The organism is Aureimonas sp. AU12, assembly GCF_001463705.1.
Lineage (GTDB): Bacteria > Pseudomonadota > Alphaproteobacteria > Rhizobiales > Rhizobiaceae > Aureimonas.
Genome location: NZ_BBWH01000021.1, coordinates 79507 through 92813, shown reverse-complemented (window position 1 = coordinate 92813; position 13307 = coordinate 79507). Strand labels below are relative to the sequence as shown.

14 protein-coding genes are annotated in these 13307 nt (G+C 69.3%); 9 read left to right on the top strand and 5 right to left on the bottom strand.

Annotation, left to right across the window (positions count from 1 at the left end):
* Window positions 1-167: 167 nt before the first annotated feature.
* The 4 genes from AUL33_RS08155 to rplS form a co-directional block, all read right to left on the bottom strand.
* A complete protein-coding gene (locus AUL33_RS08155) occupies window positions 168-974 on the bottom strand; it encodes an amino acid ABC transporter permease (RefSeq protein WP_062206546.1) in 807 nt (268 codons plus the stop codon).
* 56 nt (window positions 975-1030) lie between these two features.
* Window positions 1031-1834, bottom strand: coding sequence for a transporter substrate-binding domain-containing protein (locus AUL33_RS08150; protein WP_062206400.1), 804 nt, complete (start codon window positions 1832-1834; stop codon window positions 1031-1033).
* A gap of 112 nt (window positions 1835-1946) precedes the next feature.
* Complete coding sequence (locus AUL33_RS08145; protein ID WP_062206398.1) at window positions 1947-2990, bottom strand: bile acid:sodium symporter family protein; 1044 nt, start codon at window positions 2988-2990, stop codon at window positions 1947-1949.
* Window positions 2991-3234: 244 nt separating this feature from the next.
* Window positions 3235-3702 (bottom strand): 50S ribosomal protein L19, encoded by a 468-nt coding sequence (gene rplS / locus AUL33_RS08140; RefSeq protein ID WP_062206395.1) that lies wholly within the window; start codon window positions 3700-3702, stop codon window positions 3235-3237.
* 287 nt (window positions 3703-3989) lie between these two features.
* Between rplS and AUL33_RS08135 the strand changes: the two genes are divergently transcribed.
* The 8 genes from AUL33_RS08135 to AUL33_RS08100 all read left to right on the top strand — a co-directional run bounded on the left by AUL33_RS08135 (window position 3990) and on the right by AUL33_RS08100 (window position 11911).
* Window positions 3990-4754, top strand: coding sequence for a sulfite exporter TauE/SafE family protein (locus AUL33_RS08135; protein WP_062206392.1), 765 nt, complete (start codon window positions 3990-3992; stop codon window positions 4752-4754).
* A gap of 159 nt (window positions 4755-4913) precedes the next feature.
* Entirely contained in the window at window positions 4914-5999 is a 1086-nt protein-coding gene (locus tag AUL33_RS08130) for an endonuclease/exonuclease/phosphatase family protein (RefSeq protein ID WP_062206389.1), read from the top strand.
* A 112-nt stretch (window positions 6000-6111) separates the two neighbouring features.
* Window positions 6112-7035, top strand: a complete 924-nt coding sequence (gene dapF / locus AUL33_RS08125) for a diaminopimelate epimerase (protein ID WP_062206386.1) — start codon at window positions 6112-6114, stop codon at window positions 7033-7035.
* A complete protein-coding gene (gene mtaB, locus AUL33_RS08120; protein ID WP_062206383.1) occupies window positions 7032-8324 on the top strand; it encodes a tRNA (N(6)-L-threonylcarbamoyladenosine(37)-C(2))-methylthiotransferase MtaB in 1293 nt (430 codons plus the stop codon). Before dapF ends, mtaB begins: the two co-directional genes overlap by 4 nt.
* 23 nt (window positions 8325-8347) lie before the next feature.
* Entirely contained in the window at window positions 8348-8629 is a 282-nt protein-coding gene (locus AUL33_RS08115) for a hypothetical protein (protein ID WP_062206380.1), read from the top strand.
* A gap of 125 nt (window positions 8630-8754) precedes the next feature.
* On the top strand, window positions 8755-10179 hold the full coding sequence (ftsY, locus tag AUL33_RS21570) for a signal recognition particle-docking protein FtsY (RefSeq protein WP_244492062.1): 1425 nt from the start codon (window positions 8755-8757) through the stop codon (window positions 10177-10179).
* Window positions 10180-10248: 69 nt separating this feature from the next.
* Complete coding sequence (locus tag AUL33_RS08105; protein ID WP_062206377.1) at window positions 10249-10902, top strand: septation protein A; 654 nt, start codon at window positions 10249-10251, stop codon at window positions 10900-10902.
* A gap of 106 nt (window positions 10903-11008) precedes the next feature.
* Window positions 11009-11911, top strand: coding sequence for a tellurite resistance TerB family protein (locus AUL33_RS08100; RefSeq protein WP_062206374.1), 903 nt, complete (start codon window positions 11009-11011; stop codon window positions 11909-11911).
* Window positions 11912-12020: 109 nt separating this feature from the next.
* On the opposite strand, the gene AUL33_RS08095 is transcribed toward AUL33_RS08100, so the two are convergent.
* Entirely contained in the window at window positions 12021-12500 is a 480-nt protein-coding gene (locus AUL33_RS08095) for a hypothetical protein (RefSeq protein WP_062206371.1), read from the bottom strand.
* A 119-nt stretch (window positions 12501-12619) separates the two neighbouring features.
* Here AUL33_RS08095 and AUL33_RS08090 point away from each other — a divergent pair, with 119 nt between their 5' ends.
* Window positions 12620-13306 (top strand): SDR family NAD(P)-dependent oxidoreductase, encoded by a 687-nt coding sequence (locus AUL33_RS08090; RefSeq protein WP_062206368.1) that lies wholly within the window; start codon window positions 12620-12622, stop codon window positions 13304-13306.
* Window position 13307 lies beyond the last annotated feature (1 nt).

Below are 13307 nucleotides of genomic sequence, written 5' to 3'. Positions count from 1 at the left end.
CAGCGGGGAGCGGCGTTTCTTCGCATCGTTCCAAAATACGCCGCCGCCGCACGGCTGACAAGTCGGCGCGGACGCCTCGGCCCCGGCCGAAGTGCCAGCCGCCGCCCAGCTTCGTCCCTAGCGGCGCAAGCGCCGCCTAGCTTTGTCCCGAGCGGCGCAAGCGCCGCCTAGCTTTGTCCCGAGCGGCGCAAGCGCCGCTCCAGCGCGCGGGCGCCGAGCGACAGCGAGACGGTCATCAGCAGGTAGAGATAGGCGACGACGGAATAGGTCTCGAAGAAGCGGAAGGAGCCGGAGGCGTAGACCTTGCCCATCTGCGTGACGTCGGCAACGCCGAGCACGGAGACGAGCGACGAGTCCTTCACCATCGAGACGAGGTCGTTGGCGAGCGGCGGCAGGACGGTGCGGATCGCCTGCGGCAGGATCACCAGCCGGAACCGCTGGAAGGACCCGAGCCCCAGGGCTTTCGCCGCCTCGACCTGGCCTGCCGGTACCGCCTCGATGCCGGCCCGCAGGATCTCGGCGACGAAGGCGGAATAGGCGACGACGAGCGCCAGCACGGCCCGCGCCAGCAACGAGACGTCGCGAACCATCAACATGTCGACGAGGCCGGCCTCGCGCAGCGGCGTCGCCAACCAGTTCCAGGCGGCGACGAGGCCGGGCGCGCCGGCAAAGGCGATCCAGAACAGAAGCACGAGCACCGGCACGCCGCGCACGACCTCGACATAGAGCCGCGCCGCGTTGGAGACCAAGCGATGGCGCGAGCGTCCACCGAGTGCCACGAGAAGGCCGAGCGCCAGCGCACCGGTGAAGGCCGTTGCGGTGACGAGGATCGTGGTCGCGAGACCCACGGAGAGAATGCGCAGCGTCTGCCGCAGACCGGTATCCGTGAGGATGACGGCGCCCGCGGCCAGCGCGAGAAGGACGAGCGCGACGAGCCACCAGGGGAAGTCCGGCGATTGCAGGCGCACGGCCACCCCCCGCCCCGCTCCGGGCGACGCCTCGCGTGCGGGCGCCGCGGCGAAGCCTTCGCTCACTCGCCGAGCTTCGTGTCCAGGAACCACGTCTTCGTCAGCGCCTCGAGCGTCCCATCCGCCTTCAGCGCGGCGATGGCGGCGTTCACCGGCGCCACGAGGTCCGAGCCCTTGGCGAAGACGAAGCCGAAATCCTCGGTGCCGAGCGGAGCGCCGACAAGCTTCAGCCCGCCGCCGGAGGCCGCGACGTAGCCGGCGCCCGCCGTGCCGTCGGTGAGCACAAGATCGACGTCGCCGGTGCGCAGCGCCTGAACCTGCGCCCCGAAGGTTTCGAACAGCTTGATGCGCGGGTTCTGCTCGTTGCCGTCGAGCACCTCGTTGACCGCGACATAGAAGGGCGTCGTGCCGCTCTGGGCGCCGACGAGGCCATCGGGCAGCGCCTTGAAGGCCGCGGCATCGGCAAATCGCGTCTCGTCGGCGCGCACGAGCATGACCATCTGCGAGCGCATGTAGGGATCGGAGAAGTCGACCCGCGCCTTGCGGTCGTCGCGGATGGTAATGCCGGTCATGCCGATATCGTACTGGCCGGTCGAGACGGCCTCGATCATCGCGTCCCACGAGGCGTTGGCGTAGGTCACCTTCATGTTCAGCCGACGGGCGATCTCGTTCATCGCATCGTATTCCCAACCGACGGCCTCGCCGCTCTTGGGGTCGAGATATTGCAGCGGCGGATAGGCGTTCTCCGTCACCACCGTCACAGTGCGCCCTCCGAGATCGGGCAGCACGGACGGCACGCCTTGCGCGAGGGCGGGACCGGCGAAACCGAGGGCGAGGGCGGCGAGGAGGAGCGAGCGGCGGTTCATGGGCGGCGACGTTTCCGTGAGGTCGGGTCGCCCGCAACCTGTCACGCGCGGGCCCGCCTTGCCAAGAACGCCGATGCTGCTTTGCACGCCGGACGCGAAACGAACGCCCGTCTCAGACCTTCAGGCCCACCGCATCCTGCTCCTGCGCCACGACCTCGGTGACGCTCGGGGCGGCGGCAGTCCCTTCGGCCTTCCGTGCATAACGCTGCGCCAGCGCGGCGCAGGCGAAGAGCTGGATCTGGTGAAACAGCATCAGCGGCAGCACCACGAGCGCCATCGCATGGCCGGCAAACAGGATGCCGGCCATCGGAATGCCCGTCGCCATGCTCTTCTTCGAGCCGCAGAAGACGATGGCGATCTCGTCCGGCTTGGCGAACTTCAGCCGCCGGGCGACGAAGGTCGTGGTGGCCAGCACGATGGCGAGGATCACGATGTCGAAAGCGACGACCGTGGCGAGGTCGCCGAGGCCCAGCTTCGTCCACACGCCCGCGACCATGCCTTCCGAGAAGGCGGCATAGACCACGAGCAGGATCGAGCCGCGATCGACGATCTGCGTCAGCGGCTTGTGGCGCAGGAGCCAGTCGCCGATCAGCGGCCGCGCGATCTGACCGGCCGCGAAGGGTACCAGGATCTGGAGCGCGATCTTCTGCACCGCGTCGAAGGAGAAGGCGCCCCCTTGCGAGCTCGCCACTAAGAGCACCAGCGCCGGGGTGATGACGACGCCGAGGAGATTGGAGACCGAGGCGCTTGTCAGCGCCGCCGGCACGTTGCCGCCCGCGATCGAGGTGAAGGCGATCGAGGATTGGACGGTCGAGGGCAGCAGGCAGACGTAGAGCAGCCCGAGCGCGAGTTCGGCCGGCAGCACGTGGCTGGCGAGCGGCGACAGGGCGAGGCCGACGAGCGGGAAGAAGGCGAAGGTCGACAGGAACACGAGGCCCTGCAGGCGCCAGTGCAGGAGGCCCTGCCAGACCGCCTTCGGCGAGAGGCGCGCGCCGTAGAGGAAGAACAGGAGCGCGATGGCTCCGTAGGTGATCCAGTCGAACGCCTCCGCCACCTCGCCGCGCGCCGGGATCACGGCGGCGATGGCGATCGTGGCGATCAACATCAGGAGAAAACGGTCGACGGGAACGCGGCGGAGAGCGGAGCGCAGGGACATGGGGCGGGGCCGGATGGTTCGCGGGGCTTAACGTCTGCGGCAGCGATACACCGGGAGGTCCGGCCTGCAAACCTCTCGGGCGCGCTCATTTCGCAGTGCCGGCCTGCGCCGACGGCGGGGCTCGTGCCGGCACGGGTCTCGCCGGGCGAGCCGAAGCAGCGAGTTGGACCGAAGCCGGATCGCCGTCTTCAAACGAAAAAAGGCGACCCGGGGGCCGCCTTTCGAATTCGAGCCGAACCGTGGATTACTCGGCAGCGGTCTTGGCGGCCTTCGCGGCGGCCTTGTCGGCCTCGGCCTTCTGGCGAGCCTCGGCGGCGACGCCGCGGGCATCGTCGTTCAGCTTGCGGGCGCGAACGTTGGTGGCCTCGACGATACGCGCCGACTTGCCGCGACGATCGCGCAGGTAATAGAGCTTGGCGCGACGAACGCGACCGCGACGCACGACCTCGACCGATTCCAGCATCGGCGAATACATCGGGAAGACGCGCTCGACGCCCTCGCCGTAGGAGATCTTGCGAACGGTGAAGTTCTCCTGGATGCCGCCGCCGCAGCGGGCGATGCAGACGCCTTCATAGGCCTGCACGCGGGTCCGGGTGCCTTCCGTCACGCGCACGTTGACGCGCAGCGTATCGCCCGGCGAAAACGAGGGCAGCGTGCGGATGGCGGCGATGCGGGCGACCTCTTGGGCGTCCAGTTCCTGAATGATATCCATGGTCCAGCCTCAATTCGTTGCATGCCGGCAAGCCGGTCATGGCCGTGTCTGATACGGTCAAGTTATTCTGAGGAAATCGAGGCGGCTGTTACACGAGACCGTCACACTTGTCGAGACGCGGGGGCGCTCTTTTTGCCCTCGCAGGCGTCCCGCCGGGGCCACCATGCTGCGGCGCGGCATAGCCCTGCGCCGTGCCACCCTTTCCGGCCCGGCGTCGATGGCCTATGCCCGAAAACGGCTCCTCTCCCCCATAAGCCGACCCGCGCCCGAAAGCCTTGCCCGACGCCATGTCCCTGATCGAGATCGTCTTCCTCTTCCTCGCCGGCTTCTTCGCGGGCGGCTTCAACGCGGTCGCGGGCGGGGGCACCTTCCTCACCTTCGGCGCCCTGACCCTCGTCGGCGTGCCGCCGATCTCGGCCAACGCCACCTCCTCGATCACCCAGTTCCCCGGCTACGTCACCTCGACGCTGGCCTACTGGAGCGACATCCGCCGCATGTGGCGCGGCGCGCTGGTGCTGGCGCTCGTCTCCGTGTTCGGCTCGCTCGCGGGCGCGCTGCTTCTTCTCTCGCTCGACAATCCGCAGTTCCAGAGCCTCGTGCCCTGGCTGCTTCTCGCCGCGACCCTGCTCTTTGCCGCCGGCCCCTGGCTGAAGCCGAAGGCCCGCCACGAGACGGATGCCGCGCGGGGTCGCAATCTCTCCAGCCCGATCCTGCAGTTCGTCACCTCGATCTACGGCGGCTTCTTTGGCGCCGGCATGGGCATCATGATGCTGGCCACCCTCGGCCTCACCGAAAGCGGCGACTATCACCGGCTGAACGCCTTGAAGAACATGCTGGCGACGGTGATCGCGATCGTGGCGATCGTCGTCTTCGTCTCCGGCGGCGTCGTGGCGTGGCCGCAGGCGGTGGTGATGATCCCCGGCGTCGCGCTCGGCGGCTATACCGGCGTCTGGATCGCCAAGCGCGTGCCGCAGGTCTATGTCCGGGTCGTGGTGATCACGGTCGGCTTCGCGCTGGCCGCCTATTATTTCTGGCGTAACGCCGCCGGCTGATCCACCGGATCTATCCCAACACGGCTTTCTTGGCGCCCTGCCCTTGCCTGTGATGGGGATCGGCCCTTCATTGCGCGGGGTGGGCGTCCTTGCGTCGCCCGGTCGCGGCTTTCCTTGCTTTCGAAGCTCTGGAGGCTGCCGAACAGAACGGGCCCGGACTTGACCACGACGATCCTGGCGGGGCTGACGGCCCTCCTCCTTCTGGCCACGGGCCTGTCGTTCCTGCGCGTGGCGCACGGCTTCGTGCGCATCTTCTCCTTTCCGCGCCTGCAGTTCCTCGCCGTGGCGCTGGTGCTTCTCGCCATCGCGCTCGCGACGCTGCCGCCGAGCGGCTGGCGCTGGTTCATCGATGTCGGGCTGATCGTGGTGATCGGCGTGCAGGCCACCTGCATCGCCCAGTTCCTGCCGGTTCGGCGCCAGCAGTCGGTGCGCTTCGAGGGCGATCCGAACGGGCCGGATACCGTGTCGGTGCTGTCGGCCAACATCAAACAGTCCAACCGCAACTACGCCGCTGCGCTGGCGCTTGCCGACACCGCGGACGCCGATCTCGCGCTCTTCATGGAAACCGATCAGGCCTGGGTCGACGCGCTCGAACCCCTGGCGGCCCGCTACCCCCATGTGGTGCGCCACCCCCTCGAAAACGCCTACGGCATGGTGCTGTTCTCGCGGCTGCCGCTCGAAAACGTGGTGTCCGAATATCTGGTGATGGAGGGCATTCCCTCGATCGTCGCGACAGTGCGCCTCCGCGACGGGCAGCGATTCCGGCTCTACTGCGTCCATCCCGAGCCGCCGGTGCCGCACATCGATTCGGTCGGGCGCGACGCCGAACTCGTCAAGATCGCCAGCCTCGTCACCGGGCAGAAGCTGCCGGCGATCGTGACGGGCGATCTCAACGACGTCGCCTGGTCGAACACGACGCGCCTCTTCCAGCGTCTCTCGCGCCTTCTCGATCCGCGAGTCGGGCGCGGCTTCTACAACACGTTCGACGCCCGCTTCTTCTTCATGCGCTGGCCGCTCGACCATCTGTTCCACGACGTGCGCTTCCGCCTCGTCGACATGCAGCGCCTTCCGGCCGGCGGCTCCGACCATTTCCCGATGTATTTCAAGCTGGGTCTGGCGCGCGGCCCGGGCGACGCCGAGATGCCCGACGAGGCCGACGAGAGCGACCGCGAGGAGGCACGCGACATCACGGCCGAGGCCAAGCAGCTCGATCGCGACCCGATCGGCGTCGACTGGGAAAGCTGATCGCCGGACGATGCCCTCGCACCCGCCGGCCACGCTCGGCGGGTAGCAATGCAACGGGCTTCTTGCCATATAGGGCGGGATCCCCACCCCTCTCGACGCCGATCCCGACGCCATGACGCATCCCATTCCCTTCGCCCGCATGAACGGGCTCGGCAACGAGATCCTCGTGGCAGACCTGCGCGGCACCTCGGCCCGCATCGCGCCGGACGCCGCCCGCGCCTTGGCGGCGCGCCCCGCGACGCGCTTCGACCAGATCATGGCGATCCACGATCCGCGCACCGCCGGAACCGCGGCGCTGGTGCGCATCATCAATGCCGACGGCTCGGAGGCCGGCGCCTGCGGCAACGGCACGCGCTGCGTGGTCCACGCGCTCGCCAGCGAAACCGGCATCAAGGACTTCGTCTTCGAGACGAAGGCCGGCCTTCTCGAAGCGCATGAACGCCCCGACGGGCTCGTTACCGTCGACATGGGGCCGCCCGGCCTCGACTGGCGCCAGATCCCGCTCGCCGAGGAGTTCGCCGACACCCGCGCCATCGAGCTCCAGATCGGCCCGATCGACGCACCCGTCCTGCATTCGCCTTCCGTCGCCTCGATGGGCAACCCGCATGCGATCTTCTGGGTGAAGAACGACGTCTGGTCCTATGCGCTCGACCGGTTCGGGCCGATCCTCGAGAACCATCCGATCTTTCCCGATCGCGCCAACATCTCGATCGCCCGCGTCACGGCGGACGACGCGATGGCCATCCGCACCTGGGAGCGCGGCGTCGGGCTGACGCGCGCCTGCGGCTCGGCCGCCTGCGCGGCCGCCGTCTCGGGCGCCCGCACCCGGCGCACCGGCCGGCGCGTCACCGTCACCGTGCCCGGCGGCGACCTCCTCATCGACTGGCGCAGCTCGGACGACCATGTGCTGATGACCGGCCCGGCGGAATGGGAATGGTCGGGAACGCTCGACCCCGCGACCGGCGACTTCGCTCGCGACATCGAGCCTCAGACTGGCCAGCACCCCGAGCCGCATCCCGCCGGGGCCGCGCCTTGACGCTCGACATCGTCTCGTTCGGCTGCCGTCTCAACACGTTCGAGGCCGAGGTGATCCGGCGCGAGGCGGGCGCGGCCGGGCTCGGGGCGGACGGGCGTCGCACCGTCGTCGTCAACACCTGCGCCGTCACGGCCGAAGCCGTGCGCCAGGCGCGCCAAGCCGTACGCCGCGCCCGGCGCGACGATCCCGCCGCGCGCATCCTCGTCACCGGCTGCGCCGCGCAGACGGAAGGGGCGCGCTTTGCCGCGATGCCCGAGGTCGATGCGGTGCTCGGCAACGAGGAGAAGCTCAGCCGCGAGACCTATCGCGCGCTGCCCGATTTCGGCGTGGGGGCGCAGGAGAAGCTGCGCGTCAACGACATCATGAGCGTGCGCGAGACAGCCGCCCACATGGTGGACGCCATCGAGGGCCGCGCCCGCGCCATCGTGCAGGTGCAGACCGGCTGCGATCACCGCTGCACCTTCTGCATCATCCCCTTCGGCCGCGGCAATTCGCGCTCGGTGCCCGCCGGCGCGGTGGTGGACCAGATCCGTCGCCTCGTCGCGGAAGGCTACCGCGAGGTCGTCCTTTCCGGCGTCGACCTGACGAGCTGGGGCGCCGATCTGCCGGGGCTCCCTCGCCTCGGGGGCCTCGTGCGGCAGATCCTGAAGTTGGTGCCGGCGCTGGAGCGGCTGCGCCTCTCCTCGATCGATTCGGTGGAAGTCGACGCCGACCTGATGGCGGCGCTCGCCGACGAGCCGCGCCTGATGCCGCATCTCCACCTGTCGCTGCAGGCCGGCGACGACATGATCCTGAAGCGGATGAAGCGGCGCCACACGCGGAACGACGCGGTGCGAGTCTGCGCCGAGATCCGCGCGCTGCGGCCCGACATCGTCTTCGGCGCCGATCTCATCGCCGGCTTCCCGACCGAGACGGACGCGATGTTTCAGAACACGCTGAAGCTCGTCGAGGATTGCGGGCTGACGCATCTCCACGTCTTTCCGTTCAGCCCGCGCGAGGGCACGCCCGCCGCGCGCATGCCGCAAGTGCCGGCTTCCATCGCCAAGGCACGCGCTGCGAACCTGCGCGAGCGCGGCGATATCGCCTTCGATCGGCACCGCCGGTCGCTGGCGGGCACGCGCCAGCGCATGCTGGTGGAGCGGGGCGGACGGGGCCGCACGCCGGACTTCACGCTCGCCGCGATCGGCTTCGGCCTCCCCGGCGACGTCGTGGACGCTATTCTAACGCTCGATGGAGACGACGCCCTCGTCGCGCTCCCCTTGGCCGACGCGCTGTCCGCGGCGGCCTGACACCCATGAACGGAACCTGACTTATGGCCGAACAAAAGGGCTTCTTCCGCCGCATCTTCTCGTTCGGCGCCAAGGAAGAGGACCGCACGAGCGAGGAGAGCGGCCTGCCGCGCGTCAACGACGCGACGGGCCAGCGCCCCGATGCGACCGCAGCCGAGATGCACCAGCCAGCGGCCGCCTCGACCGAGACCGACGCGGAAGCCGGCGCCAGCGCCGCAGAGCCGGCGGGCGGCGGCATCACGCCCCTGACACCCCGCGATCGCGACGCTCCGAGCGTCGAGGCTGAAAAAAAAACTCTGAAATAGAGCCGGCTCCGGTCTCGGACGCCGCACCATCGTCGTTCGAGACCGCCGAGCCGCCCACGATCCCGGCGCGGGCGCAGGAGACCGCGGCCGGTCCCGCCGTGACGGACACCCTACCGACGGCCCCTGTGGAACCAGCCGCGGACACGAGCTTCCTCGACCGGCCGATCTCGGACGCGCCGCTCGCCGACGAGCCCATCACCGCCGCCGAGACCGATCCCGCGCTCGCCTTCCTCGACGAGCCCGAAGTGCCACGTGCCGAGCCCGAAGCCGACTTCTCCTGGCTTGACGCCCCGCTGGACGACGCCGCCCCCGTGGCCGAAGCCGATCTCCCGCACGACGCCCCGCTCAGCGCGGCCGAGGCCGAGGCCGAGATCGTGGCCGCCGACGGCGGCATCGTGCCGGACAGTCCGTCCGCGCTGGATCCGCTGCCCGCCGCACCCGAGCACGAGGAACCGGCGGGCGAGGAAGACGATGACCGCGACGCCTTTTCCTGGCTCGACGCGCCCCTGCCGCCCGAGCCCGGCGAAAGCGCCCGCGCGCCCATTCCCGGCCGGGCGGAGGCACAGGGCGAGGGCTGGGCATTGCGCGAGGCGCGCGCCGACGCCGTGCTCGCCGCCGAGCCGCGCAAGCCCTTCTTCCAGCGGCTGCGCGAGGGGCTTGCGCGCTCCTCCAACCAGCTGTCCGGCCAGATCACCGCGCTCTTCACCAAACGCCGGCTCGACGAGGAGACGCTGCAGCAGTTCGAGGACGTGCTGATCCAGGCCGATCTCGGCGTCGAGACGGCGATGCGCATCACCGACCGCCTGTCGGACGGGCGCTTCGGCAAGGAGATCACCGGCGATGCCGTGCGCCAGATCCTCGCCGAGGAGGTTGAGCGCGCGCTCGAACCCGTGGCACGCCCCCTCGAACTCGACCTGTCGGTGAAGCCGCACGTCATCCTCGTGGTCGGCGTCAACGGTACGGGCAAGACCACGACGATCGGCAAGCTGACGGCGAAACTCGTGCGCGGGGGCCTCAGCGTGACCCTCGGCGCCGGCGACACGTTCCGCGCGGCGGCCGTCGAACAACTGAAGATCTGGGGCGAGCGCACGGGATCGCCCGTGGTGGCCAAGGCGATCGGCGCCGATGCCGCGGGGCTGGCTTTCGAGGCCTATGACGAGGCGGTGCGCAACGGCTCCGACGTCCTCATCATCGACACGGCCGGCCGGCTGCAGAACCGCGCCGAGCTGATGGACGAGCTCGCTAAGATCGTGCGCGTCCTCCAGAAGCGCGAGCCCGACGCCCCGCACACCGTGCTCCAGACCCTCGACGCGACGACGGGGCAGAACGCGCTCAGCCAAGTCGAGATCTTCCGCAACGTCGCGGGCGTCAACGGCCTCGTGATGACCAAGCTCGACGGCACGGCGCGCGGTGGCATCCTCGTCGCCATCGCTGCCAAGCACAAGCTGCCGGTCTTCTTCGTCGGCGTCGGCGAGGGCATCGACGATCTCGAGCCCTTCAAGGCGCGCGACTTCGCCGAGGCCATCGCGGGCCGCGCCGGCGCCGCCTGAAAACCGCCGTCTCGCCTTTCCATAGAAGTGCGAGACCTTCCGATCCGCCCGACAAGGGACACTGCCGCCATGGCCGACCGCATCATCGAAAAGGCGCCGAACGCGCCGGGCAAGCGCGAGATCAACCCGCTCCTGAAGTTCGCGCTCGAACTCGGGCCCCTCGTGGTCTTCTTCTTCGCCAATTCGCGCGGCGACCAGATCGCCAGCGCCTTTCCCGCGCTTGGGAACCTCGGCGGGCCGCTCTTCGTCGCCACCGCCCTCTTCATGGTGGCGACCGTGGTGGCGCTTTCGGTCTCCTACGCGCTGACGAGGACGCTGCCGATCATGCCGATCGTCTCGGGCCTCGTGGTCGTCGTGTTCGGCACGCTGACGCTTTGGCTGCAGGACGAGGTCTTCATCAAGATGAAGCCGACGATCGTCAACGGGCTGTTCGCCGCGATCCTGCTCGGGGGCCTCGCCTTCGGCAAGCCGCTGCTCGGCTACGTCTTCGACCAGGCCTTCAAGCTCGACGATGCCGGCTGGCACAAGCTGACCTTCCGCTGGGGCTGGTTCTTCGTGGTGCTGGCGATCCTCAACGAGGTGGTGTGGCGCAACTTTTCGACCGACGCCTGGGTAGCCTTCAAGGTCTGGGGCACGATGCCCATCACCGTCCTCTTTATGCTGGCGCAGTTCCCGCTGTTGAAGCGCCACGCGACCGAGCCGCTCTTCGACAAGAAAGCGTGATCGACACGGCCGCTCGGGGGTTGGTCACCACGATAGGCGTTGCGTCGGCGCGTCGGCGTCCCAGATGCGGTGTCCAAGCGCACCGCGCCTCACGGAGACCGATACAATGATCGACGCACAGAAGCTTCTCGACCAGTTCCTCGGCACCGGACACGGGCGTCCCGGCACGCAGGGCGGATACGGATCGCCGACGCGTCCCTCCTCCGGCAATGCGCTGCAGGATGGGCTCGGCAAGATCGTCGGGCAGGTTCTCGGCGGCTCTTCGGGCCGCGCCCCCGGCTCCTCCGGTGGTGGCCTCGGCGATCTCGTCGGCTCCGTCCTCGGCGGCTCGCGCGGCGGCGGCTCGGGCGGTCTTGGCGGCGGCTTCGCCGGCAAGGCGATCGGCGGCGCCCTCGCCGGCGGCCTCGCGTCGCAGATCCTGCGCGGTCGCGGCACCAAGAATCTCGGCGGCTCCGCCCTCAAGCTCGGCGGTCTCGCCCTCGTCGCCGGCCTCGGCTACAAGGCTTGGACCAACTATCAGGCGCAGCAACAGGCCGCGGCCGGCGGCCATCTCGCCGATCCCGCCCGCGGCGGCGTCCTGCCCCGGCCGATCGCGGCCGACGAGATCCCGTCTGCCGCCGGCACGCCGTTCCACCCGGCCGGGCACGAGGCCGAGGACCGCGCCCGCCTGCTCCTGTCGGCGATGATCGCCGCGGCCAAGGCTGACGGCCATATCGACCAGGCCGAACAGGAGCGCATCTTCGGCAAGATCGACGATCTCGATCTCGACCCGGAGGAGAAGGGTCTGCTCATGGACGAGATGCGCCGCCCCCTGTCGATCGACGACATCGTGGCGCGGGTGCCCGGCCGCGAGGCGGGCGTCGAGGTTTACACGGCCTCGGTTCTGGCGATCGATGCCGACCATCCGGCCGAGCGCGCCTATCTCGACATGCTCGCCGCCCGGCTCGACCTGCCGGCCGAACTCGTCGCCGAGATCCGGCGCACCGCGGACGAAGCCAAGACCGGCTGAGCGGACGGAGCGGTCGGCTGAACGAGCCCGACGCTAGCTCGTTCAGTCCTACACCGGTCCAGTGGGCCCCTGCCGAAGAGGAGCGAAGTGCCCTCGCGCGGTTGGCGGCTTACTTTTCTTCTTCGACGGGATCGCGCACCTTGGTCTCGGAACTGGCGCTGAGCCACTGGTAGACCCCGAGCCCAACGATCAGCACCGCACCCGCCAGAAGCAGGAGGGTCGGGTAGATCATCAGGCGCGGATCCTCCTTCCCGGCCTCGAAGACGGTGACGAGCGCTTCGAGCAGGACGGCGATGATGATCGTCGAGATGAACTTGGTGAGGCTGCGACGCGCCTCGCCGGTGTTGCGCATCTCGCGGCCGCGGATCGCCTCCTCTTCGAGAAGGTACTTGCCGACGTCGAACACGGCGATCGCGATCACGGTGAAGCCGACCGCCTCGAGCGCGGTCTTGCCGATGTCGCGGTCCGGCACCCGGAAACTGTCCCACACCCCGCTGCCGGCATAGACGATGAGCGCGAGGGCCAGCAGCATCAGCACCACGCTGGCGATCCCGAAGGCGACCCGTGTCAAAACGTCGAATGCGCGCATCGGTCTTCCCCGTCGTCGATGGATCCGGCCGGGCGATACGACGAAAGCGCAGGAGGCCGCAAGCACGGTGACGCCACCCGCCCTTCGGCGGATCGCAGCAGACTGAAAGAGCATCTCGAATGCCGAAAATTCAACGCGCCATCGTCGTGGGAGCCTCGCGGGGGCTGGGGCGGGCGCTGGCCGAAACTCTCGCCGATCGCGGGAGCCAAGTGGTCGCGACGGTACGCTCAAACAGGCCGACCGACCCGCGCCCCGGGGCGGGCGGCATCGAGCCCTTCGCGCTCGATCTCGACCACGCTGCCGATCACGATCGGCTTGCCGCCGCCTTCCCGGCCGGGCACTTCGATCTCCTCTTCGTCAATGCCGGGGTCAGCGGTCCCGACCATCAGCGCGCGGAGCAGGCGAGCGTCGAGGAGGTGGGAGCTCTCTTCACCACCAACGCGGTGTCGCCCATCGCGCTCGCGCGGCGCGCGCTGCCGCTGGTGCGTCCCGGCGGAGTCGTGGCGTTCATGTCGTCGAGGATGGGAAGCGTCGGTCTCAACGATGATGGCGCGCTCGAGCTCTACCGCGCCAGCAAAGCGGCGCTGAACTCGCTTTCCCGATCCTTCGCGGTGAAGGAAGCCCTGCCCGCCGGGCGCGGCGTCCTCGTCCTGCATCCCGGATGGGTTCAGACCGACATGGGCGGCACCGACGCCCCCCTCACCGCGCTCGAAAGCGTCTCGGGACTGTGCGACGTCATCGCCGCCGCGCTGGACCATCCGGCTCACGCGTTCCGCGACTATCGCGGCATCGAACTCGACTGGTGAG

Coding starts and splice junctions, on each gene's coding strand:
- dapF (WP_062206386.1), top strand. CDS start 6,112: ATGACGCATCCCATTCCCTTCGCCCGCATGAACGGGCTCGGCAACGAG.
- AUL33_RS08090 (WP_062206368.1), top strand. CDS start 12,620: ATGCCGAAAATTCAACGCGCCATCGTCGTGGGAGCCTCGCGGGGGCTG.
- AUL33_RS08095 (WP_062206371.1), bottom strand. CDS start 12,500: ATGCGCGCATTCGACGTTTTGACACGGGTCGCCTTCGGGATCGCCAGC.
- AUL33_RS08150 (WP_062206400.1), bottom strand. CDS start 1,834: ATGAACCGCCGCTCGCTCCTCCTCGCCGCCCTCGCCCTCGGTTTCGCC.
- rplS (WP_062206395.1), bottom strand. CDS start 3,702: ATGGATATCATTCAGGAACTGGACGCCCAAGAGGTCGCCCGCATCGCC.
- AUL33_RS08115 (WP_062206380.1), top strand. CDS start 8,348: ATGGCCGAACAAAAGGGCTTCTTCCGCCGCATCTTCTCGTTCGGCGCC.
- AUL33_RS08145 (WP_062206398.1), bottom strand. CDS start 2,990: ATGTCCCTGCGCTCCGCTCTCCGCCGCGTTCCCGTCGACCGTTTTCTC.
- AUL33_RS08100 (WP_062206374.1), top strand. CDS start 11,009: ATGATCGACGCACAGAAGCTTCTCGACCAGTTCCTCGGCACCGGACAC.
- AUL33_RS08105 (WP_062206377.1), top strand. CDS start 10,249: ATGGCCGACCGCATCATCGAAAAGGCGCCGAACGCGCCGGGCAAGCGC.
- AUL33_RS08135 (WP_062206392.1), top strand. CDS start 3,990: ATGTCCCTGATCGAGATCGTCTTCCTCTTCCTCGCCGGCTTCTTCGCG.